Origin of the sequence: Flavobacterium sp. SLB02 (assembly GCF_009664855.1) — a bacterium.
GTDB lineage: Bacteria > Bacteroidota > Bacteroidia > Flavobacteriales > Flavobacteriaceae > Flavobacterium.
In genome coordinates, this window is the sequence record NZ_CP045928.1 from 5509867 (window position 1) to 5532104 (window position 22238).

Consider the following 22238-nt stretch of genomic DNA (forward strand, 5'->3'; position numbering starts at 1 on the left):
GCTTCGTTTTTTTAATCTAAATGGTATTGGATAAGAGGCAATTCATGATGGCAATTGGTACAAAATACATTTTCGTTGCTAACCAAAATAGTGTGACATCCGGCACAAACTTTGGGAAAAAACAGGTCAATAATATAATTAAACACAAATAGACAGAATTTAGTTACAAAAATAACGAAATCAATCTCTCAATCTTTATAATTTTTCTTTTTTTTAAACGTACTTTTTATATTTTTGCATCACTATGGCAAAACAAGAAGATTTATTTAAGAATGTGGTTTCGCACGCAAAAGAGTACGGATTTATTTTTCCGTCAAGCGAAGTATACGATGGATTGAGTGCAGTGTATGATTATGCACAAAATGGTGTCGAGTTAAAAAAGAATATCCGTGAATATTGGTGGAAATCAATGGTTCAGATGAATGAGAATATTGTAGGCCTTGATGCTGCAATATTGATGCATCCAACAACCTGGAAAGCTTCAGGCCACGTTGATGCTTTTAATGATCCGTTAATTGATAATAAAGATTCAAAAAAGAGATATAGAGCTGACGTTTTGGTTGAAGATCATGCTGAAAAGATCAATCAAAAAGCTCAAAAAGAAATCGAAAAAGCGAGAGCTCGTTTTGGAGATGCATTTAATGAAGAAGAATTTGTTACCACAAATGCACGCGTTGTAGAATATCTTTCGAAATACAAAGAAATTTTATCAAGACTTGCAAAAGGAATGACTGATGATCTTCAGGATGTAAAAGCTTTAATTGAAGAATTAGAAATTGCTGATCCTGAAACCGGTTCTAAAAACTGGACAGACGTAAAGCAGTTCAACTTAATGTTCGGGACTAAATTAGGAGCTTCTGCAGACTCTGCAATGGATTTATATTTACGTCCGGAAACAGCTCAGGGTATTTTTGTGAATTTCCTGAATGTGCAGAAATCAGGTCGTATGAAAATTCCTTTTGGAATCGCTCAAACGGGTAAAGCATTTAGAAATGAGATTGTTGCAAGACAATTCATTTTCCGTATGCGTGAATTCGAACAAATGGAAATGCAATTTTTCGTTCGCCCGGGTGACGAAATGAAATGGTACCACCATTGGAAAGAAACACGTTTAAACTGGCACCTATCTTTAGGATTAGGAAAAGAGAATTACCGTTTTCACGATCATGAAAAATTAGCACATTACGCAAATGCTGCGGCAGATATAGAGTTTAATTTCCCATTTGGTTTCAAAGAATTAGAAGGAATTCACTCTCGTACTGATTTTGATTTAAAAGCGCACGAACAATATTCTGGTAGAAAATTACAATATTTTGATCCGGAACTGAACGAAAATTACGTGCCATACGTAGTAGAAACTTCAGTTGGTTTAGACCGTATGTTCCTGGCTGTTTTTGCAACTTCATTACAAGAAGAAACTCTTGAAGATGGTTCTACAAGAACAGTTCTAAAATTACCATCAGTTTTAGCACCAACAAAAGCGGCTATTTTACCATTGGTTAAAAAAGACGGATTACCGGATATTGCTAAAAAAATCATCGAAGATTTAAAATGGGATTTCACTGTAGCATACGATGAAAAAGATGCTGTAGGTCGTCGTTACAGAAGACAAGATGCTCTTGGAACTCCGTTTTGTATTACAGTAGATCACCAAACAATCGAAGACGAAACAGTAACAATTCGTCATAGAGATACAATGAAACAGGATCGTGTAAAAATTTCTGAATTGAAAGATATTATCGAGAACGAAGTTTCTATGAAAAACTGGTTGATGAAAATGTAATTTTCTTAAAACAACACTATAAAAAATCCCAAATTTCATATCGGAATTTGGGATTTTTTTAATTTTACAAACGCATTTCAACGGATTTTTTTGCATTTCATCCTTATGTGTTAACATTTGTTTGCAATGTATTAACAATGAAATGCCAAAATAATTGAAATTCGTATTTTTAATTGCGGATAAAACACTAAAATAAATTTTTTCAAAAGTATTCATGAAACTAAAGGGATAGTTGTCGGGGATTCATGAAAAATCAACAAAGACCAATATTGAAAAAGTATTCGTATATTATTATTGACGATGATGCTGAAAGTATTTTGAAAACCAGAACAATTGCAGATGGTTTTTCGGAGTTAACTTTTCTGGCTTCGGCTACGAATTATCAGGATGGTTTGCATTTAGTGTTAGAACACCGGCCTTCGATTATTTTTTTAGAAATTGATCCGGCAGAACTATCCAGTAATCTGTCGCTCGGTTTTATAAACGAGCTTTACAGGTTTTTATCCATATTACCTAAGATCATTGTTACTACAACAAAAAGAGAACTGGCTTTTGAGGCCATTCAATACGGTGTATTTGATTATGTTTTAAAACCGGCTCAGTCAATCGACTTATTAAAAGCAATTTTAAAACTTGAAAAAACAATTCCGGAAATGAATGCTGTCGAAATAAGAAACGAAATTATTTCTCCCGCACTTCCATTGATGCAAAAAACACAAAATATAGAGAAACCACTTATTTTGTGTATTAAATCGTATGGTGATTATCGATATATAGATGCCGCAGATATTTGTTATTTTCAGGCTGATAATAATTCGACAGACATTTACTTGAAATCCGGAGAAATGATCACTGCTTTTAAAACTTTAAAGCATTTTGAGGCTATTTTATCGCATCCTTTTATTCGAATTCATAATAGTTATATCATCAACAAAAATTACATAGCGAGAATTCATAACGGAAGCTCAGTTTGTTACATCAAAAATTCGATTAAAAAGATCCCTTTTTCTAAAACCTACAAATCGAATGTAGACTTAATTATCGCAGATTTTTCTATAGGAAATTACTTAGAAGTCTAAAAATTAGGCATTTACATAAATTTGGTGCCCATTGACTATCAATTGGGTATGTTCTACCATAAACCTGTTTTTTTGTGTAAATTTTTTCTGAATCCGGAGTTAGTTTTACACCATGATTCGCACAGAGCGATGATTCTCCAAAACAAAAAAAATCAACATTTAATACCTCAGATCATGAAAAAAGCAGCTTTAACATTCGGATTATTTTCTTTAGTAATGGTAGCAACATCATTCGCTACACCTGAAACTACAAATTTTTTAACAGCTTCAGATTCTATTAAAATCGTGCCTATAGATGGAGGTGCTACAGGTAAACAAAAAAAAGGTGATCAACAATCAACATCTTATACTACAAGACAATTAAATTTTGCAAGTGTTAATCAATCTATCGGAACAGATAAAAAAGTAGATTAAGCTACAATTTTAATAAATTTATATTAGGCTGTTAATTTTTAACAGCCTTTTTTTGTGTCTATACTTTTAGTATTTTTGGTAAAATTCAAAGACACAAATTGAAAAAGAAATGTAAAATAATATTAATTTTATTCTTCGTTTTACTGGCATGTACCAAGAAAACATCATTAGATAAAAATATAAATTCCTCCGCAGACAGTCTTCCTACCTATCTTTCGTTAGCAAACGAAAATAATTTGCCTTTACAAATCAAACAAAACTATTGTCAGAAAGCTTTAACTATCATCTTAAGCCAGAAAGATGATTCGATTAATAAAGCAAATCTTTTTAAAGTTGCCAATCGTTACTACAACATGAGCGATTGGAAAGCGTACCTTAAAACAACTAAATTAATTCTCGAAAGGGCACAAAAATCTAACGATTCAGTGCACATAGCCAAGGCTTATATGTATTTAGGGGATTATTATGAATCACAGTCAATTTCTGATAGTGCGTTTATGAATTATTTTAAGGCCGAAAAACTTTATTTAAAAACAAATGATCAATACAATTTAGCAAAAACGTTTTTAAATAAAGCTAGCCTGCAATATAACGAAGGTGATTTTTTTGAAAGTGAAATAGGGGTTTTTAAGGCGTTACGGAGTTTAAAAAAACAGGAAAAAGTAAATGATCTTTATTACGAAAGTTATAACCTGTTAGGGATATTATATAATGAAAGAGAAGAATATACAAAGGCATTAGAATTTCAAAACAAGGCTTTAGCAATTTTACAGGATAAATCAATATTATCATTTTATCAGTATAAAGCAGCTTCACTCAATAATATAGGCTTTATCTATATGAATATGGGTGATTATAAACAGGCAAAGTTTTTTTTCGAAAAAGGATTGGAACAAGAAAATCTTTTCGAAGACAGAGCCAGTTTGTATGCAATTCTTTTAGATAACCTGGCTTATTCGAAATTCAAATTAAAAGAAAAAGATCAATTACCTGATTTGTTTTACAGATCTTTAAGAATTAGAGATAGTCTTGATATTGCTTCGGGAGTAGTTTCCAGTAAAATTCACCTTTCAGAATATTTTGCTTTCCAAAAAGATACTTTCAAAGCATTTCAGTTTTCGAGACAGGCACTGACTTTGTCTCGTAAATCAAATAAATTCATCAATACACTAGAAGCGCTAAAGCAAATTGCTTTGGTTGATCCTACACATGCATCTGTATATTCTGAAGAATATATTAAGTTAAATGATAAGATGGTAAAATCAGAACGAAAAATGGGAGAAAAGTTCTCTCGTATTGAGTATGAAACCAACGAAATAAAAGATCAAAATTCAAACCTGCAAGACAAAAATAAAACCTTAATTTACGTTTTTAGCATCTGTACCCTAATAGGTTTGTTTTTTTATGTTTATAAAACGCAACAAGCCAAAAACAGAGAATTGCTCTTTAAGCAACAGCAGCAAGTAGCAAACGAAGATATTTATAATTTGATGATTTCGCAGCAAAACGATATCGAACTCACCCGTATCAAAGAAAAGAAAAAAGTAGCCCAGGATTTGCATGATGGTGTTTTAGGTCGAATGTTTGGGGTCAGGATAAGTCTGGATAGTTTAGATAAAGTCGACGAAGCAGAGGCAGCTCCTAAAAGAAAAAAATATCTATCAGAACTTAAAAATATCGAACAAGATATTCGTGAAATTTCACACGATCTAAATAGAGAGAAATCCGATTTAATTAATAATTTTATCGCGATTTTAAACAAATTGTTCGAAGACCAACAAAACACTTATGAGGCAAAATTAATAGTATCTTTTGATTCTAATATTAAATGGGAATTGGTTAGTAATGCCGTTAAAATTAATTTGTACAGAATTGTTCAGGAGGCACTTCAGAATTGTAATAAATATGCAAATGCAAACACGATCAAAGTGGAGTTTAAAAGCGAAATAGATCATCTGGTTTTGTCTATTTCTGATGATGGAGTTGGTTTTAATGCCAAAAGATCAAAAGATGGTATAGGTTTGCATAATATTCAATACAGAGCCGCAGAATGTAAAGGCACAGTAACTTTAAAGTCTGCCAAAGGAGAAGGAACGCTTCTTTTAATTAAAATCCCTATCGATCAGAAAATTAACCTACAAAAATAGATGACAATTGATTCAAACGCCCCAGATCCTCAATTAATTAAAAAGAACATATTAATTGTCGATGACCACCCTTTTATTATCGAGGGGTATAAAAATGCGATAACACGTTACCATCCTCACCAATATGAATTTTTAATTTCGCAGGCCCATGACTGTAAATCAGGATATGATTTAATCGAAGATGAAAAAACACCGCATTTTGATGTCGCTTTTTTAGATATTAGCATGCCGGCTTATGAGGAAAAAGATATTTTTTCCGGTGAAGATCTGGCAAAGCTAATCTTGAAGAAAATGCCAAATTGCAAGGTTATTTTATTAACGATGTATACGGAGCTGCTAAAAATAAAAACAATTATCAGGACCATTCAGCCCAATGGTTTAGTTATTAAAAACGATCTCACTTTTGACGAATTGCTTTTTGCATTTGATAAAGTGATGAAAAATGATAAATATTACAGTCAGTCTGTTCAGAAAATAATCAATCAGTCGCCTCATAATTTGATTGAAATAGATGAGTTCGACAAGCAAATTTTATTTCACTTATCAAAAGGAACTGATGTAGAAGATATGCCACAGTATATTCCGATTTCTATTAATGCAATCGAAAAGCGTAAAGTAAGCCTTAAAGAATTACTCAAAGTAAAATCAGGCTCTGATGAAGATTTATTGAAAGAAGCCAGAAGCAAAGGACTTTTGTAGATAAATTCCAAAATAGAAAATTCCACATTAAAGAAATTCCAATTAAAAAAATCCAAATTCCAATACTAATTATGTCATTGGAATTTGGATTTTTTTTATTTAAATTTTTAAAAATTTATTCAGACAAAGCATCCCAGCCACGGGCTTTTAAAGGAATTTGAGTGTTGGCACGTGTTACCAGATTAATTCCTTCGCTTTCGTCAGCCATATGACCAATAATAGAGAAATTTGGATTTCCTTTTATTTTATCAAAGTCATTAATGTCAATCGTAAACAACAATTCATAATCTTCACCACCATTAATAGCAACCGTTGTACTATCAATATTAAACTCTTCGCAAGTCGAAATAAATTGAGGATCCAGTGGCAGTTTATCTTCGTACAAATTACAGCCCACTTTTGATTGTTTGCACAAATGAATAATCTCAGAAGATAATCCGTCTGAAATGTCAATCATCGATGTTGGTTTAATTTCAAGAGCGTGTAGTAAAGTACGAACATCTTTTCGTGCTTCAGGTTTTAACTGGCGCTCGATTAAATAACTGTACATATCAAGATCAGGCTGACTGTTTGGGTTTACCTGAAAAACCTGTTTTTCACGTTCTAAAACCTGTAATCCCATATAAGCAGCACCAACATCTCCTGTTACGACCAGTAAATCGGTTTTTTGAGCACCATTTCTATATACAATTTCATCTTCGTTGGCTTCACCAATAGCAGTAATGCTTATGATTAATCCTTTTTGTGATGAGGTAGTGTCTCCGCCAATAACATCGACTTTATATTCTTTTGCAGCATGTGTAATCCCTTCAAATAATTCTTCTAAGGCTTCTAGTGGGAAACGATTAGAAACGGCTACAGAAACCGTTATTTGCGTTGGTCTGGCATTCATGGCACAGATGTCAGATATGTTTACAACAACTGCCTTATATCCTAAATGTTTTAAAGGCATATAAGCCAAATCAAAATGCACACCTTCGATCAGTAAATCAGTAGAAACAACTACTTTTTTGTCTTTAAAATCAAGAACAGCGGCATCATCGCCTATACTTTTTAAGGTAGATTCCTGAGTAACATCAAAATTTTTGGTTAAGTGTTCAATTAAGCCAAATTCGCCTAATTGCGCTATACTGGTACGTTGCGGATTTTTATCTTCGATCATTTCTTTTTAAGTTCCAAAGTTTCTAAGCGGCAAAGGTACAAATTTTAATTCCGTAATATGGTAGAGACGAAAATGTAGATATGATATGAATGGTAGAGACGCAACCGGTGCGTCTCAATCTTTTATGAATTTCCTTCTTTTAGAAATGATATTTTCGGATCTTTAAAAGATCTAAAGAAAACACAAAAATGAAAACATTCGATATAGTTACCTTAACCGTAAACCCTTCGGTAGATAAAAGCACCCATTTTTCAGGCCTGATTGCCGAGCAGAAAATAAGATGTGGAACACCACAATTCGATGCAGGCGGAGGCGGAATAAATGTTTCTAAAGCTATTGCCCGCTTACGCGGAAGTTCCTTAGCCATTTTTACTTCAGGCGGACCCGTTGGCGAAATGCTGAAAGATTTAGTACAACAGGAAAAGGTAGATTTTGAAACTATTGAAACTAAAACAGCAACCAGAGAAAATTTTATTGCTGTCGATGATAACACCAATTCGCAATATCGTTTTGGGTTTACTGGAGATGTTTTATCTGATTCAGAAGTTCAGAAAGTTTTAAAAACAATTTCGAATTTAAAAATAAAGTTTCTCGTAGCAAGCGGAAGTTTAAACGAAGGTTTATCTACTGATTTTTATCAAAAAGTAGCTGAAATTGCCAAAGCATCAAATTCAAAATTAATCATAGATACTTCAGGAGAAGCCTTAAAGAAAGTTTTGGAAACCGGAGCATACCTTATAAAACCAAATGTTGGTGAACTCGCAAAGTTAGTTGGAGTAGAGCGTCTGGAAATGGAAGAAGTAAATGAAGCCGCCAAAAAAATCATTGCAAAAGGCGGAGCCGAAATTGTCGTAGTTTCTTTAGGACCACAAGGAGCTGTTTTGGTTACTAAAGATGAATACGAATATGTTCCTGCGCCTAATGTCGCCAAAAAAAGTACTGTTGGCGCCGGAGATAGTATGGTAGGCGGAATGGTTTGGGCACTGTCTCAAAATAAAAGCCTGAAAGAAGTAATTCGCTGGGGAGTTGCCTGCGGATCTGCTGCAACAATGAACGAAGGAACGCAATTGTTTAAGTATGAAGATGCACATCGTTTGTTTGAATGGCTAAGAAATAAATAAAGATTCAATCGAAGATTTAAGAAAAACGAAATGTAACCACAATCTATATCGTAGAGACACACTGCTGTGCGTCTCTACGTTTGTCAGCAGGAAAAAAAATCAATCTTTTTTTTCCTGCTGACAAACTGTTGTCACCGGCCCTCAATAATTTTGGAGTATTAAAAATAATTAAAACTTTAAAACTATGAAAACATTAGCTGCCCAAGTAATTACTCCTGAAGATTTGTTGAAACACTGGCAAGGTCACCGCGCCCTTACACGTCGCGTAATTGAATTGTTTCCTGAAAAAGATTTCTTTGAATTTTCGATAGGAGGAATGAGAACTTTTTCTAAACTGGCTGATGAACTTTTGGCCATTGCAGTTCCGGGACTTAAAGGAATTGTAAATAAAGAAGTGAAACCATTTAGCGAAGAAGGATCAGAAAAATTGATTTTTAAAGCGCAATATCTTGAAAAATGGGACGAAGCAACTGCAGAAATTAATCAGTATTGGGAAAAATTATCAATTGAAGATTTTAATGAAAACTTTAATCTTTTTGGTCAATACGAATTTCCGGTAATCCAGAATATTCTTTATTTTATTGATAATGAAGTACACCACCGCGGACAAGGCTATGTGTATCTAAGAGCTTTAAATATTGAACCTCCTTTTTTCTGGGAAAGATAGCATTATAATCAAGACGTTTTTGATGAACCAAATCATCTGTTCAAGGTATAATATAAATCAAGCATCATGAGTTTAAAAAGAATAATGGCAAATTATGCTGCCTACAATTTATGGGTAAATCAACAGTTTGTGAATTGGCTAACAACAAAATCTGATGAGTTGTTATGCAAAGATGTTCCTTCGAGCTATACGAGCATTATTAAAACACTTAACCATATTTGGGAAACAGAGCAATATTGGTTTTCTATAATAGCCGAAACTGCTTTGCCGGAAAGGAATGAAAACGCTGATTTAGGTAAAAATGAGATACTTGAAGGTTTATTAAATACGTCTGCAAAATTATCGGAGTTTATTTCATCATTATCAGACGAACAATTGTATAAAACGATTAAAATTGAGAATCCCTGGTTTCATTGCGAGTTGCCAATTTCTGATTATTTATTGCAAGTAGTAAATCATGGCACTTATCATAGAGGTCAAATTGTAACCATCGGAAGAAGTATTGGTATAACCGACGCTTCAAATACGGACTATAATTTTTATAATGTCGTAAAAAATCAACAATAAAATAAAAACTCCCACTGACTAACTTATCATTTGTCTTTGGGAGTTTTTTTATAAAAGTCTTTTTCTATTAATGTCAAGTAAGTCCAGAACCCGGGTTTTAAGGCTTTCTGGTTCCAGAATTGTGGCATAATCGCCAAACATCAAAAACCAACGCGGAAAACCGCTTTCTATATCGCGACACATAAAAGTCATTTCTATTTGCCCGTCTGTTTCTTTTTCTGAAATATAACCGTGGTATTTTCTTTCGAACTCTAAATACCGGGCAATTTTTTTATCAATCAAAATTCTGACTTTAGTTGTCGGGATTGTTTCGTTTTTATTCAGGTAAGTTTCTAAGGAATCATGTTCTATTGTAAAACAACAGTCAGTTTTTTTAATACCCTGAATTCTGTCTGTTCTAAATTGTCTGTAATCTTTTCGTAAATGGCAATAACCCAAAAAATACCAATTGTTGTGATCGTGAAAAACACCAACCGGTTCGATGTTTCTTGTGGTAGGTTCTTCGGCTTCAAGGGTTTTGTATGATAATAGAATTTGTTTTTTCTCAGAGATGCTTTCGAACAAAACAGGCAAAGTATTAGGTGAACTAGTATGAAATAGTGGCTCCTTATTTTGCATTAAAATGCTTGATTCAATGTTCGAAAGCCAGTCTTTATCAGTACTTCTTAAAACCGATTTCAGTTTATACATCGCTGATGCGTAATGAGACCCCATAGAAGGATCTGTAAATTTCTGCATTAATTTTTCGGCAGCGATAAAACTACCTACTTCCTCACGGGTAAACATAACCGGCGGTAATCTATAGCCTTCCATTAAAGCATAACCTACTCCGGCCTCGCTATAAATAGGAACTCCCGATGCTTCGAGAGTACGTATATCACGATATATCGTTCTTAAACTCACTTCAAAACGATCTGCTAATTCCTGAGCCCTTACAATTTTTTTAGATTGTAACTGAATAAGAATAGCAATGATGCGGTCAAATCGTTTTGGGGCTTCGTCCATTTTTTTCTTTTATAGATGCAAGGTTCAAAGATACAAAGGTTCAAAGTTTAGAGAAACAAAAAAGCTGTCCCAAATTGGGACAGCTTTTTTAAAGATTGAGATTTGTACAAATCTAGAATCTATACAAAAGACCAAATTGTGGTTGATCGAAAATGTTTTCAAATAAATTAATATTTAAATTAAAAGTATCTGATGATGCACCATTTTCAGGAGAAACACTATTATACGCTAATACATTAGCCAATGTAAAAGTTACCGCAATGTTTTTGGTCACAAAATAGTTTAAACCAACAGTAATATCTGCTGTAATGCTGTTATCAGTGTCGTCTTCGAATCCTTGAATTTTAGTCTTATTTTGACCAAACCCTAAACCAGCCTCAGCAAAAGCTTTAAAACGTTTTTTGTCTAATTCTAAAAAGTAGTATCTGGCAAAAGCACCAACCCCGAATACGTTGGTTTTTGTTTCTGGAACAGTCTCTTCTTTTTCACTTGAATAATTTAGTTTTGCTCCAACGGCAAATTTGTCATTTAGTAAATACCCGAATTTTGGACTAAATCCATAATAGTCGCTTTCTCCACCTGTGCTAATTTTGATAGAACCCTCAAGGAACATATCGCCTTTTTCAAAAGTTATTCCTTTTGCAGAGTTCATTTCAGCATCAACCTCTTGTTGTTGCGCGTTCGCAAATGAGAAAGTTAACATTGATAAAATAACAAAAAATCTAGTTTTCATAATAATTGCTTTTAAAAGTTGTAAGATTAAAATTATGTTTTTCATTTTAAAACTTTTAGAATTGCAATCAATAGCATTAAAAATGCAGTTATTGAGTTAATAATCCTACTTTTTTATAAGTATTTACGTGTTTAATTTTGAGGTTTTATTATGATTTATTTTTGTTAATGAGGCATAAATCCTGAAGTGAGCAGGATATTTATCGTAACAAATTATAAAAAGCAAACACGGATTTCACTAATTTTCACAAATCATATTTGGCTTTTTTTGTTATAAATTATTGCACAAATGAATTAATAGCAGCTCATAAAATTGGTGTAAATTCGTGGAATTCGTGTTTAAATTATTTTTTAAAACAAAAAACCCGACAACTTTCGTCATCGGGTTCAATCTGTATTCTATTCTCTATATTCTTTCTTCTAAAAAAAAAATTAATCGTTAAGTTTCAAAACAGCCATAAAAGCTTCCTGAGGAATCTCAACGTTTCCTACTTGTCTCATACGTTTTTTACCTTTTTTCTGTTTCTCTAGTAATTTACGCTTACGCGAAATATCACCGCCATAACATTTTGCGGTAACGTCTTTACGAAGTGCTTTTATCGTTTCACGAGCAATGATTTTAGCCCCAATTGCAGCCTGAATCGGAATATCAAATTGTTGTCTTGGGATTAACTCGCGTAATTTTTCGGTCATTTTTTTACCAATGTTATACGCATTGTCTTCGTGAATCAAAGCAGAAAGTGCATCAACCGTTTGAGCATTCAAAAGAACATCCAGTTTTACCAGTTTCGAAGTTCTCATTCCAATAGGAGAGTAATCAAAAGAAGCATAACCTTTAGAAACCGTTTTTAAACGATCGTAAAAATCGAATACAATTTCCGCCAATGGCATATCAAAATTCAATTCAACACGTTCTGTTGTCAAATACGTTTGATTGGTAATTTGACCACGTTTTTCGATACATAAACTCATTACGTTTCCAACAAAATCAGATTTGGTAATGATGGTTGCTTTAATAAAAGGTTCTTCAACTCTGTCTAAACGAGATGGTTCAGGCAAGTCAGAAGGATTATTTACAACAAATGCAGTTTCAGGATCTTTTTTGGTATAAGCCAAATACGAAACGTTAGGTACAGTAGTAATTACCGTCATGTCGAACTCACGCTCTAGACGTTCCTGGATAATTTCCATGTGCAACATTCCTAAGAATCCGCAACGGAAACCAAATCCTAACGCCGCAGAACTTTCAGGAGTAAAAACAAGCGAAGCATCATTTAGCTGCAGTTTCTCCATAGAAGAACGCAAATCTTCATAATCTTCAGTATCTACTGGGTAAATTCCGGCGAAAACCATTGGTTTTACATCCTCGAAACCAGTAATCATATTAGTAGTTGGTGTTTTAGCATCTGTTAGTGTATCACCAACTTTTACTTCTTTGGCTTCTTTAATTCCTGAAATTAAATAACCAACATCACCAGCAGAAATTACATTTTTAGGAACCTGATTTAATTTTAAAGTTCCAATTTCATCGGCGAAATATTCATTTCCAGTGGCCATGAATTTAATTTTTTGCCCTTTTCTGATTTCACCGTTTACAACTCTAAAGATTACCTCAATTCCACGAAACGGATTATAATGCGAATCGAAAATCAAAGCTTGTAATGGCTCGTCAATATTTCCTGACGGAGGTGGGATTTTTTCGATAATGGCAGCTAAAATATTTTCGACACCAAAACCTGTTTTTCCTGAAGCATGAATAATATCTTCTAATTTACATCCTAATAAATCAATAATATCATCACTAACTTCTTCAGGATTTGCACTTGGTAAATCTACTTTATTTAAAACCGGAATAATTTCAAGATCATTCTCTAAAGCCAAATACAAGTTAGAAATCGTTTGTGCCTGAATACTTTGTGCAGCATCGACAATCAAAAGTGCCCCTTCACAAGCAGCAATAGATCTTGAAACTTCGTATGAAAAGTCAACGTGACCAGGAGTGTCAATAAGATTTAAAATATATTCTTCTCCTTTATAGGTATATTCCATTTGAATGGCGTGACTCTTAATGGTGATTCCACGCTCACGTTCCAGGTCCATGTTGTCAAGCAATTGAGCTTTCTCTTCACGAGCTGTAACGGTTTGTGTAGCGCCCAATAAGCGGTCTGCCAATGTACTTTTACCGTGGTCAATGTGTGCAATAATGCAAAAGTTACGTATCTTCTTCATTTTAATATTTCAATTCTCTTAGCGAGTTTTAAGTAATTTTCAGGGTATAAATTTGCGCTGTAGCAATTGCTGTTGAGCGTGTTATTAAGCCGCAAAGATAGCGCAAAGTTTTGGATTCTGGAATGTAGTTGTCCGATTTTGAGTTTTGAAGCCGGAAAGCTGTTTTTTAGGAGATGAAATTATGCTAATTCATTCATTATCAATTGCAACTTTATACCCGAAAATGTAAGGATTATCTTTTTTATTGTGTTCGGGACAAAACATCTTTGCTGAAAAAATACCATAAATAACTTTTGTTTGAATAATCTGTATTTTTTGTACGAATAATTGTCGATTCGTGAAAATATGACTACACTTGTAGTCCTTGTGACTATAATTATGATCGTATTATAATTTAATTTTTTGATATGGGTTTTTATTAAAGATCTGTGCGCAGGATTTTATTATAAAAAGTAGATCAAAAGAGAGTGTTTATTTTTTACTAATAATTAAATCAAACAAATTATGAAAAAACAAACCATGCAGCTTACTGAAAAATTTAGCAGGCTTAGTAAAGATGAAATGAAAAGTATCAATGGCGGTGCATTAGGAACAATTTGTGGTCCCAGACCTGTGCCCACTTCTATTTGTGCCAGCGGAATGGGAGTCGCAGCAAACTCTGGTACAGAAGATCCCACGAAATATCCGGGTATTGTGGGCGGTTACTGCAATGTAATATTTTTATGTATCTAGAATATAGAGAAATGCCTGAAGATTTCCTTCAGGCATTTTTTATTAAAACTCAAAACTGAATCCTTTTTCAGTAAGTTTTTTATAAGTATCAGAATCGAATTTGTACAATTTAGCTGCTCTGTGCGATACGGCTTTTTGTTTTTCATCGAGTTCAACAAGCAATTTCATATGAAGAATTTTTCTTCGGAAATTAGATTTGTCTAATTCGATTCCTAAAATCTCTTCATACAAATGCATTAATTGCAATAAAGTAAATTTTTCAGGCAAAAGATTAAAACCAATTGGGGCCTGACGAACGCGATTGCGCAGCTGCATCAAACTAAAGTTGAGGATCTCGCTATGGTCGAAAATTAATTCGGGAATCGTATCAATCTTGTGCCACTTGGCTTCGATTACAGATAAACTGGCTTTGATATTATAATCTTCACGATTGACCAAAGTATAATAACCAATAGTCACCACTCGTCTTTGAGGCACACGAGCAGGATTGGTAAAGGCTTTTAACTGCTCTAAATATATATTGTCCAGACTCGTAAGTTCATACACGATTCGATGTGCGGCATCATCAGCACTTTCTTCTCTCTTCATGTATCCACCAAGAAGTCCCCATTTTCCTATGCTTTCTCCTTCAGCGTGTTGTACTAAAAGTACTTCAAGGCTTGCTTTATTAAAACCAAAAATAACGCAGTCAATCGTCATTCCATCTATTTCCGGAGTAGTCGTTTTATTGGTAGTATCCGAAATGTTTTTAGAAGATAGAAAAGTCATTTGCTAAGATTGTCGATAGTTTTAAAATTCAAAATTGAATCCTTTCTCGGTGAGTTTGTTGTAAATCTCCGGATCAAATTTATACAATTTAGCAGCCCGATGCGAAACATCTTGCTGTTTTTCGTCTAATGCGACTAATAATTTCATGTGAAGAATTTTTCTTCTAAAATTAGATTTATCCATTTCGATCCCTAATATCTCTTCATACAAATGCATCAATTGCAATAAAGTAAATTTTTCAGGCAATAGATTGAATCCAAGCGGTGCCTGGCGTACTCTGTTTTGAAGGTGTTTTAAGCTATAAGCCAAAATTTCGTTATGATCATAAATCAAATCCGGAATACTATTGATCTTATACCACTTGGCATCAGAAGCCGTAAAACCTGCTTTAATATTATAATCTTCTCGTTTTACCAAAGCATAATATCCTATAGTGATAACGCGTCGAAGCGGAAAACGATCCGGATCTCCAAACGCTTTTAACTGCTCTAAGTAAATGTTATCCAGACCTGTAAGTTCGTTCAGTAAACGATGCGCGGCATTGTCTGTACTTTCCTTTTTATAAATCCATCCTCCCGGAAGTCCCCATTTTCCTTTACTAATACCTTCTCCGTGTTGTACCAATAGTACTTCTAGACTCCCTTTATCAAATCCAAATATGACACAGTCAATCGTGATTGCATTCATTGCGGTTTGTTCACCTTTTAAAGCTGAATCGTCGGCTACATTTTTGACCATATGCTACTTAAATTTTAAACAAATTAAATAAATAAAATGAATAGTTGCTTTTATAAATCCTTTATATTTTTTTTAACGAAATAATTTTCTGACAATCAGTTGTTTGTGAATTGTTAGAAAATGCTATTCTAAAATTATAATTCCTAAATGACTGATTGTCAAATTGCTAATTCGTTATTTTTTTGATATTTTTTTATTCTATTTAAGCCAATATTTTATTGTATTCATAAAAATGAGGATCCAATTATCAGAATTGAAAAAATATAACCCTAATATTTTGTTAATATAGAAAAAATGTTTTACACTTGTAGTCAAATTAACCATAAGATAAGTTCAGTTTGACTATAAGTTTAAAAAGGACAAATCTATAACTAACTTAAAATACCACCAAATGTTTTTTTTAGGAATTGATTTAGGAAGCTCTTCGATAAAATTATCAGTTTTCGATCCTGAAAAAGGAGCGACCATTGGAGCCGTTAGCGTTCCTGATTTTGAAATGCCAATTATTGCCCAGGAATTTGGCTGGGCAGAACAGGATCCTGAATCGTGGTGGCAATTTGTAAAAGACGGAATCCAGCAATTAGGTGCAAAATCGAATATTGATTTAAAAAAGATCAACGCAATTGGGATTGCCTATCAAATGCACGGTTTGGTTTTAACCGATGAAAATTTGAATCCCGTTCGTTCTTCGATTATTTGGTGCGACAGTCGTGCAGCCCTTATTGGAGATGAAATTTACAATCAGATGGGTGCTGAAAATTGTCAGCATCAAATTTTAGGAAGCCCTGGAAACTTTACCGCATCAAAAATAAAATGGGTAAAAGACAATCAGCCAGAAGTTTTTGCAAAAGCAAAATACATGATGCTTCCGGGCGATTTTATTGCTGCGAAATTGTCAAAAGTGGCTCAAATTAGTACTTCGGGTTTATCAGAAGCGGCTTTGTGGAATTTCTCTGAAGGAAAACTGGCGACCGAAATACTTTCTCAAATGGGATTATCATCAGATATTGTTCCTGAAATTGTTTCAAATTTTGGAATACAGGCCACCATTCACTCAGAAATAGCACAAGAATTAGGATTAAATCCTAATGCAAAAATCACCTATAGAGCAGGAGATCAGCCCAACAATGCATTGTCATTGAATGTTTTGAAACCCGGCGAAATTGCTACAACAGCCGGAACTTCGGCAGTTGTATATGCCGTAAGCGATCAGGATGCTTACGACAAACAAAACAGAATCAATACTTTTTTACACGTCAATAATACCGAAGCCGAAAAGCGTAATGGCGTAATGTTATGCATTAACGGTTCTGGAATTTTATACCAATGGCTACGCAAAATCATGTCGGTTGACAGAGCTGAATTAATTGCCTACGATAAACTAAATGCCGAAGCTGTAAAAGTAGCAGTAGGAAGCAACGGACTTCGTTTTTATCCTTTCGGAAATGGTGTTGAGCGTATTTTCAATAATAAAAATGCAACATCCGGAATTCAGAATTTAAACTTCAATATTCACCAACCGTCACATTTAGTGCGCGCAGCCTGTGAAGGAATTGTCTTTGCCATGAATTACGGTTTTGATGTGATGAAAGAAACGGGAGTTTCAGGAACTATAGTAAGAGCAGGAAATGCGAACCTTTTTTTAAGTCCGGTTTTTAGAGAAATCTTCACCAATACAACACAAACTACTTTAGAATTATACAATACATCCGGAGCTGAAGGTGCTGCAAGAGGCGCTGCTTACGGTTACGGATACTACAATTCGCTAGACGAAGCTTTTCAGGGATTGCAATGTTTAGACCGAATTGAACCCAACAAAATCCTGACTTCTCAATATCAGGATTTATATCAGGAATGGAAAAATCAAATTAAAATAGAACAATAATAATGAGCACAACTAATCAATATTTTAAAAACATTGACGCGATTAAATTCGAAGGCAGAGAAAGTGATAACCCATTAGCTTTTAAATGGTATGATGAGAATCGTGTCGTTGCGGGAAAAACTTTAAAAGAACATTTACGTTTTTCGATGGCATACTGGCACACGCTATGTAACACAGGAGGAGATCCGTTTGGAGCTTCGACTGAAACGTTCTGCTGGGATAAAAATGAGAATGTGATTTTAAGAGCCAAAGACAAAATGGATGCGGCTTTTGAATTCATGACCAAATTAGGTTTGCCTTATTATTGTTTTCATGATGTTGATGTGGTAGATGATGCGCCAACATTGGCTGAATTTGAAACTCGTATTCAGACTATGGTTGAATATGCCAAACAAAAACAACAAGAATCAGGAATTAAATTGTTGTGGGGAACTTCAAACTTATTCAGTAATCCTCGCTATATGAACGGTGCTGCAACCAACCCAAACTTTGACGTTTTGGCCTATGCAGGTGCTCAGGCAAAAATTGCAATAGATGCAACTATTGCATTAGGCGGTGAAAATTATGTTTTCTGGGGAGGACGTGAAGGATATATGAGTTTGTTAAACACAGACATGAAAAGAGAACTAGACCATTTAGGACGATTCTTAAATACTTGTAAAGATTATGCCCGTAAAGAAGGTTTTAAAGGAAACTTCCTGATCGAACCAAAACCAATGGAACCAACAAAACATCAATACGATTATGATGCAGCGACTTCATTAGGTTTCATTAACAAATACGGACTTCAAAATGATTTCAAATTAAATCTTGAAGTAAACCACGCGACTCTTGCAGGACATTCTTTCGAACACGAATTACAAGTTGCTGTTGATGCAGGAATGTTAGGAAGCATTGATGCCAACAGAGGAGATTACCAAAACGGTTGGGATACAGATCAGTTCCCTATTAATCTTCAGGAAGTGACTCAGGCTATGTTGGTTATCCTTGAAGGTGGCGGAATTCAGGGTGGAGGTGTAAACTTCGATGCTAAAGTGAGAAGAAATTCAATCGATTTAGAAGATAAATTCATTGCACACATTGCAGGAATGGATGTTTTTGCAAGAGGATTAATCTGCGCAGATCAGATACTACAAAATACAGATTACAGAAAATTACGCACGCAGCGTTACAGTTCATTTGACGGCGGAAACGGAGCGAAGTTCGAAAACGGAGAATTATCTCTTGAAGATCTTAGCAAAATTGCCCGTGCAAGTGGAGAACCTCAATCACTAAGTGGAAGACAGGAATTATTCGAACAGATTATTTCGAATGCGTACTAACGATTAAAAATTACTAACTATAATTTAAACCAATTCTTAACTATTATGAAAAGCAAACATTGTATTAAAACATCACCGCTCTCGTTTTGTATGGCGCTGTTGCTTAGTGTATTTATGATGCAGTCCGGTTTTGCCCAGGAGCAATCCCAATCGATAACCGGAAATGTAAAATCAGGAGATGATGGTATGAGCGTTCCCGGTGCTACGGTAGCTATCGAAGGCACGAAGACAGCAACATCAACAGATTTTGATGGAAATTTTAAATTAGATGCCAAAACAGGTAACGTAATCGTAATCAGTTTTATGGGATTTAAAACGCAACGTATTACCATTGGAACTCAAAAAACGATTGCTGTTACCTTACAAACAGAAGCGGCAGATCTTAAAGAAGTTGTCGTTATAGGTTACGGTTCACAAAAGAAAACACTTGTAACTAATGCTGTTACTCAGGTTAGTGGAGAAAATCTTGCCAAAACCAATACAACAAATGCTTTGCAGGCACTTCAGGGTCAGGCAGCCGGTATCCAGATTACATCTACTTCAGGGCAACCGGGAGAAGGATTAAATGTGGTGATTAGAGGTGTTGGTTCAACAGCAGGAAGCAGTCCGTTATATGTTGTAGACGGAATCCTTACTAATGATATCTCTTATTTAAGCAATTCAGATATTGAATCTATTTCTGTATTAAAGGATGCTGCATCTGCAGCCATTTATGGTTCGCAAGCTTCTAATGGAGTTGTTTTGGTAACAACCAAAAAAGGAAAAAGAGGTTCTTCAGGACAAGTTACTTTTGATCAGTATTATGGAGTACAGTCAGTATCCAGAAAAGTAGATTTATTAGATGCGACTGAATATGCTACTATCTTAAATGAAGCAGCTGTAAATTCAGGAAAAAATCCATATTTCACCAACAGTCAAATTGCTGCAATGGGAAAAGGAACAAACTGGATGGACAAAATGTTGGTGGATAACGCCGCGACTAAAAACTTCTCATTTGGTGTTTCTGGAGGTTCAGATACTTCTGTTTATTCGTCATCTTTGTCTTATTTAGGACAAGAAGGAGTTGTAGGAGGTAAAGATTTATCGAACTATGAGCGTTATAATTTCAGATTCAATTCAGAACATAAATTATACAAAGATATATTGACTTTTGGTCAGAACTTGAGTTTTGCCTACATCAATAAAAACGGAATTGGGGTTGGAAATCAGTACAGCAATTCTTTAAGAAGTGCTTTTCAGGTATCGCCATTATTACCAATGTACGATGCAAATGGTAACTATTACGATAGTACTAAAAACAGCGAGCCTTGGTTAGCAGGTCAGGCAAATCCTTATGCATTAATGGAATACAACAATCAAAATGAAAATAACAATCAAAAATTGCTTGGTAATGTTTATTTGCAAATTGAGCCAATAAAAAACTTAACATTCAAAACTACTTTAGGTCTTGATTATTATGCAGGTGAAGGACATTCATATTCTCCTAAATATCAATTGTCGATTTATGCAAACAGTGCTTTTGATAGAGTAAATCAAAACATGAACAAGGGTAAAACACTTACCTGGGATAACTTATTGACGTATAAATTTAATGTTGCCGAAACGCATCATTTTGAAGCAATGGTGGGAACATCGTCTATTAATTTTGACGGAACGTCTATATCGGCTACAAATGCAGATTCGTTTTTTGATGATTTAGAGCATGCGTGGTTAGACAATACGACTAATAAAGACGGAGCTAAAATAGCATTAAATGGTATCAAGCAACAGACTAAAAGAATGTCTTATTTTGGTAGGTTAAATTACAATTTTAAAGAAACTTATTTGTTAAATGCAACTTTTAGAGTTGATGGATCTTCCATTTTTTCTAAAGAGAATGAGTGGGGATATTTCCCATCAGTTTCAGCAGGTTGGATTGCATCAAACGAAGAATTTTTAAGAGATTCAAAAGTGATCAATTTTCTTAAGTTAAGAGCTTCTTGGGGACAAGTTGGAAATCAGAATGCAAGAGCTTTTCAATACTTATCACCAATAAAAGTAAATAATACCAATTACAATTTTGGAGATGAAGAAGGGGTTCTTACTCCAGGAGCATATCCGGACAGATTATCTAATCTGGATTTAAAATGGGAAACTTCAGAGCAAATTGACCTTGGTCTTGATGCAAGATTTTTAGACAATGCATTAAACTTTACGGTTGATTTTTATAAGAAAACCAACAAAGACTGGTTAATATTAGCGCCAATTTCAGGAATTAAAGGAGCGAACCCACCATTTATTAACGGAGGAGATGTGGTAAATAAAGGGGTTGAGGTAAGTTTAAATTACCAAAACAGTATTGGAGATTTTAAATACAGTGTGAGCGCCAATGGGGCTTATAATAAAAACACTGTAGGTGAGATACCTGCAGACGGTGGAATTATTCACGGTTTACCTAATGAACTGTATGATAATTCACCTGAATTTTACAGAGCGCAAAACGGATATCCGTTAGGCTATTTCTGGGGATATAAAACTGGAGGTGTTTTCCAGAATCAGGCGCAAATTGACAATTATAAATCGGCAAACGGTGCAGTATTACAGCCAACTGCAGCTCCTGGTGATGTTATTTATATAAATACAAACGGAGACGATAAAATCGACGCTTCGGATAAAACCAGTATCGGAAATCCTAATCCTGACTTTACTTACGGATTCTCTTTATCGGCAAGTTATAAAGCTTTTGACTTCTCGCTTTTAGCTAATGGTGTAGCAGGAAATCAAATCGTACAATCGTATAGAAATCAATCTGGTGCTTACGGAAATTATACGTCTGCCATATTAGATCGTTGGCACGGAGAAGGATCTTCTAACACAGTACCAAGAGTAACAGAAGACAATAGAAACTTCACACAATTTTCGGATTTATATGTTCAGAATGGTGATTTCTTAAGAATTAGTACTGTAACATTAGGATTTGATTTGGCAAAAATGAAACAAGCAAAACCATTTTTTGCCAGCCAGTTCAGAGTTTACTTTTCAGTATTAAACCTTTACACTTTCACGAAATACAATGGTATGGACCCTGAAATTGGATTTGGTTCTTCAAACGATGACCAAAAGTTCTCATCAGGTGTAGACGTAGGATACTATCCAAGACCAAGAACCTTCATGTTAGGATTAAATGTTAAACTTTAATAAATAAAAAG

General features: G+C 34.4%; 19 protein-coding genes. 12 read left to right on the forward strand and 7 right to left on the reverse strand.

Annotated elements, in window-relative coordinates; translation table 11 throughout:
• Nucleotides 1-11: 11 nt before the first annotated feature.
• Complete coding sequence (locus GIY83_RS25190; protein ID WP_370514214.1) at nt 12-146, reverse strand: double zinc ribbon domain-containing protein; 135 nt, start codon at nt 144-146, stop codon at nt 12-14.
• Nucleotides 147-244: 98 nt separating this feature from the next.
• Between GIY83_RS25190 and GIY83_RS20865 the strand changes: the two genes are divergently transcribed.
• The 5 genes from GIY83_RS20865 to GIY83_RS20885 all read left to right on the forward strand — a co-directional run bounded on the left by GIY83_RS20865 (nt 245) and on the right by GIY83_RS20885 (nt 6122).
• Nucleotides 245-1783: a glycine--tRNA ligase gene (locus GIY83_RS20865; protein ID WP_194617252.1), complete on the forward strand. Its 1539-nt coding sequence runs from the start codon at nt 245-247 to the stop codon at nt 1781-1783.
• A 245-nt stretch (nt 1784-2028) separates the two neighbouring features.
• Nucleotides 2029-2862, forward strand: coding sequence for a LytTR family DNA-binding domain-containing protein (locus GIY83_RS20870; RefSeq protein WP_229029147.1), 834 nt, complete (start codon nt 2029-2031; stop codon nt 2860-2862).
• A gap of 174 nt (nt 2863-3036) precedes the next feature.
• A complete protein-coding gene (locus tag GIY83_RS20875) occupies nt 3037-3276 on the forward strand; it encodes a hypothetical protein (RefSeq protein ID WP_194617254.1) in 240 nt (79 codons plus the stop codon).
• A gap of 98 nt (nt 3277-3374) precedes the next feature.
• Nucleotides 3375-5423, forward strand: coding sequence for a tetratricopeptide repeat-containing sensor histidine kinase (locus GIY83_RS20880; RefSeq protein WP_194617255.1), 2049 nt, complete (start codon nt 3375-3377; stop codon nt 5421-5423).
• Nucleotides 5424-6122 (forward strand): response regulator transcription factor, encoded by a 699-nt coding sequence (locus GIY83_RS20885; protein ID WP_194617256.1) that lies wholly within the window; start codon nt 5424-5426, stop codon nt 6120-6122. It begins immediately after the preceding gene.
• Between the two features lie 115 nt (nt 6123-6237).
• Here GIY83_RS20885 and thiL read toward each other — a convergent pair whose 3' ends face one another.
• On the reverse strand, nt 6238-7284 hold the full coding sequence (gene thiL / locus GIY83_RS20890; RefSeq protein WP_194617257.1) for a thiamine-phosphate kinase: 1047 nt from the start codon (nt 7282-7284) through the stop codon (nt 6238-6240).
• A 188-nt stretch (nt 7285-7472) separates the two neighbouring features.
• On the opposite strand from thiL, the gene GIY83_RS20895 reads away from it, so the two are divergent.
• From GIY83_RS20895 to GIY83_RS20905, 3 genes are all read left to right on the forward strand, one after another.
• Nucleotides 7473-8405, forward strand: coding sequence for a 1-phosphofructokinase family hexose kinase (locus GIY83_RS20895; RefSeq protein WP_194617258.1), 933 nt, complete (start codon nt 7473-7475; stop codon nt 8403-8405).
• Nucleotides 8406-8589: 184 nt separating this feature from the next.
• Nucleotides 8590-9072 (forward strand): DinB family protein, encoded by a 483-nt coding sequence (locus GIY83_RS20900; RefSeq protein ID WP_194617259.1) that lies wholly within the window; start codon nt 8590-8592, stop codon nt 9070-9072.
• A 66-nt stretch (nt 9073-9138) separates the two neighbouring features.
• Entirely contained in the window at nt 9139-9639 is a 501-nt protein-coding gene (locus GIY83_RS20905; protein WP_194617260.1) for a DinB family protein, read from the forward strand.
• Nucleotides 9640-9687: 48 nt separating this feature from the next.
• On the opposite strand, the gene GIY83_RS20910 is transcribed toward GIY83_RS20905, so the two are convergent.
• From GIY83_RS20910 to lepA, 3 genes are all read right to left on the reverse strand, one after another.
• Entirely contained in the window at nt 9688-10644 is a 957-nt protein-coding gene (locus tag GIY83_RS20910) for a YafY family protein (RefSeq protein ID WP_194617261.1), read from the reverse strand.
• A 112-nt stretch (nt 10645-10756) separates the two neighbouring features.
• Nucleotides 10757-11377: an outer membrane beta-barrel protein gene (locus GIY83_RS20915; RefSeq protein WP_194617262.1), complete on the reverse strand. Its 621-nt coding sequence runs from the start codon at nt 11375-11377 to the stop codon at nt 10757-10759.
• A 431-nt stretch (nt 11378-11808) separates the two neighbouring features.
• On the reverse strand, nt 11809-13605 hold the full coding sequence (gene lepA / locus GIY83_RS20920) for a translation elongation factor 4 (protein WP_194617263.1): 1797 nt from the start codon (nt 13603-13605) through the stop codon (nt 11809-11811).
• 519 nt (nt 13606-14124) lie between these two features.
• Here lepA and GIY83_RS20925 point away from each other — a divergent pair.
• Nucleotides 14125-14337, forward strand: a complete 213-nt coding sequence (locus GIY83_RS20925) for a hypothetical protein (RefSeq protein WP_208683250.1) — start codon at nt 14125-14127, stop codon at nt 14335-14337.
• Nucleotides 14338-14379: 42 nt separating this feature from the next.
• On the opposite strand, the gene GIY83_RS20930 is transcribed toward GIY83_RS20925, so the two are convergent.
• Both GIY83_RS20930 and GIY83_RS20935 read right to left on the reverse strand, forming a co-directional pair.
• Complete coding sequence (locus GIY83_RS20930; RefSeq protein ID WP_208683252.1) at nt 14380-15105, reverse strand: NUDIX domain-containing protein; 726 nt, start codon at nt 15103-15105, stop codon at nt 14380-14382.
• A 21-nt stretch (nt 15106-15126) separates the two neighbouring features.
• Entirely contained in the window at nt 15127-15843 is a 717-nt protein-coding gene (locus GIY83_RS20935; protein ID WP_194617266.1) for an NUDIX domain-containing protein, read from the reverse strand.
• A 391-nt stretch (nt 15844-16234) separates the two neighbouring features.
• Between GIY83_RS20935 and GIY83_RS20940 the strand changes: the two genes are divergently transcribed.
• From GIY83_RS20940 to GIY83_RS20950, 3 genes are read left to right on the forward strand one after another with little or no spacing between them, the layout of a single operon-like run.
• Entirely contained in the window at nt 16235-17728 is a 1494-nt protein-coding gene (locus GIY83_RS20940) for a xylulokinase (RefSeq protein ID WP_194617267.1), read from the forward strand.
• Between the two features lie 2 nt (nt 17729-17730).
• Entirely contained in the window at nt 17731-19050 is a 1320-nt protein-coding gene (xylA, locus tag GIY83_RS20945) for a xylose isomerase (RefSeq protein WP_194617268.1), read from the forward strand.
• 45 nt (nt 19051-19095) lie between these two features.
• Nucleotides 19096-22227 carry a TonB-dependent receptor gene (locus tag GIY83_RS20950; protein WP_208683254.1) on the forward strand — a complete coding sequence of 1044 codons (3132 nt, stop codon included), beginning with the start codon at nt 19096-19098 and terminating at the stop codon, nt 22225-22227.
• Nucleotides 22228-22238 lie beyond the last annotated feature (11 nt).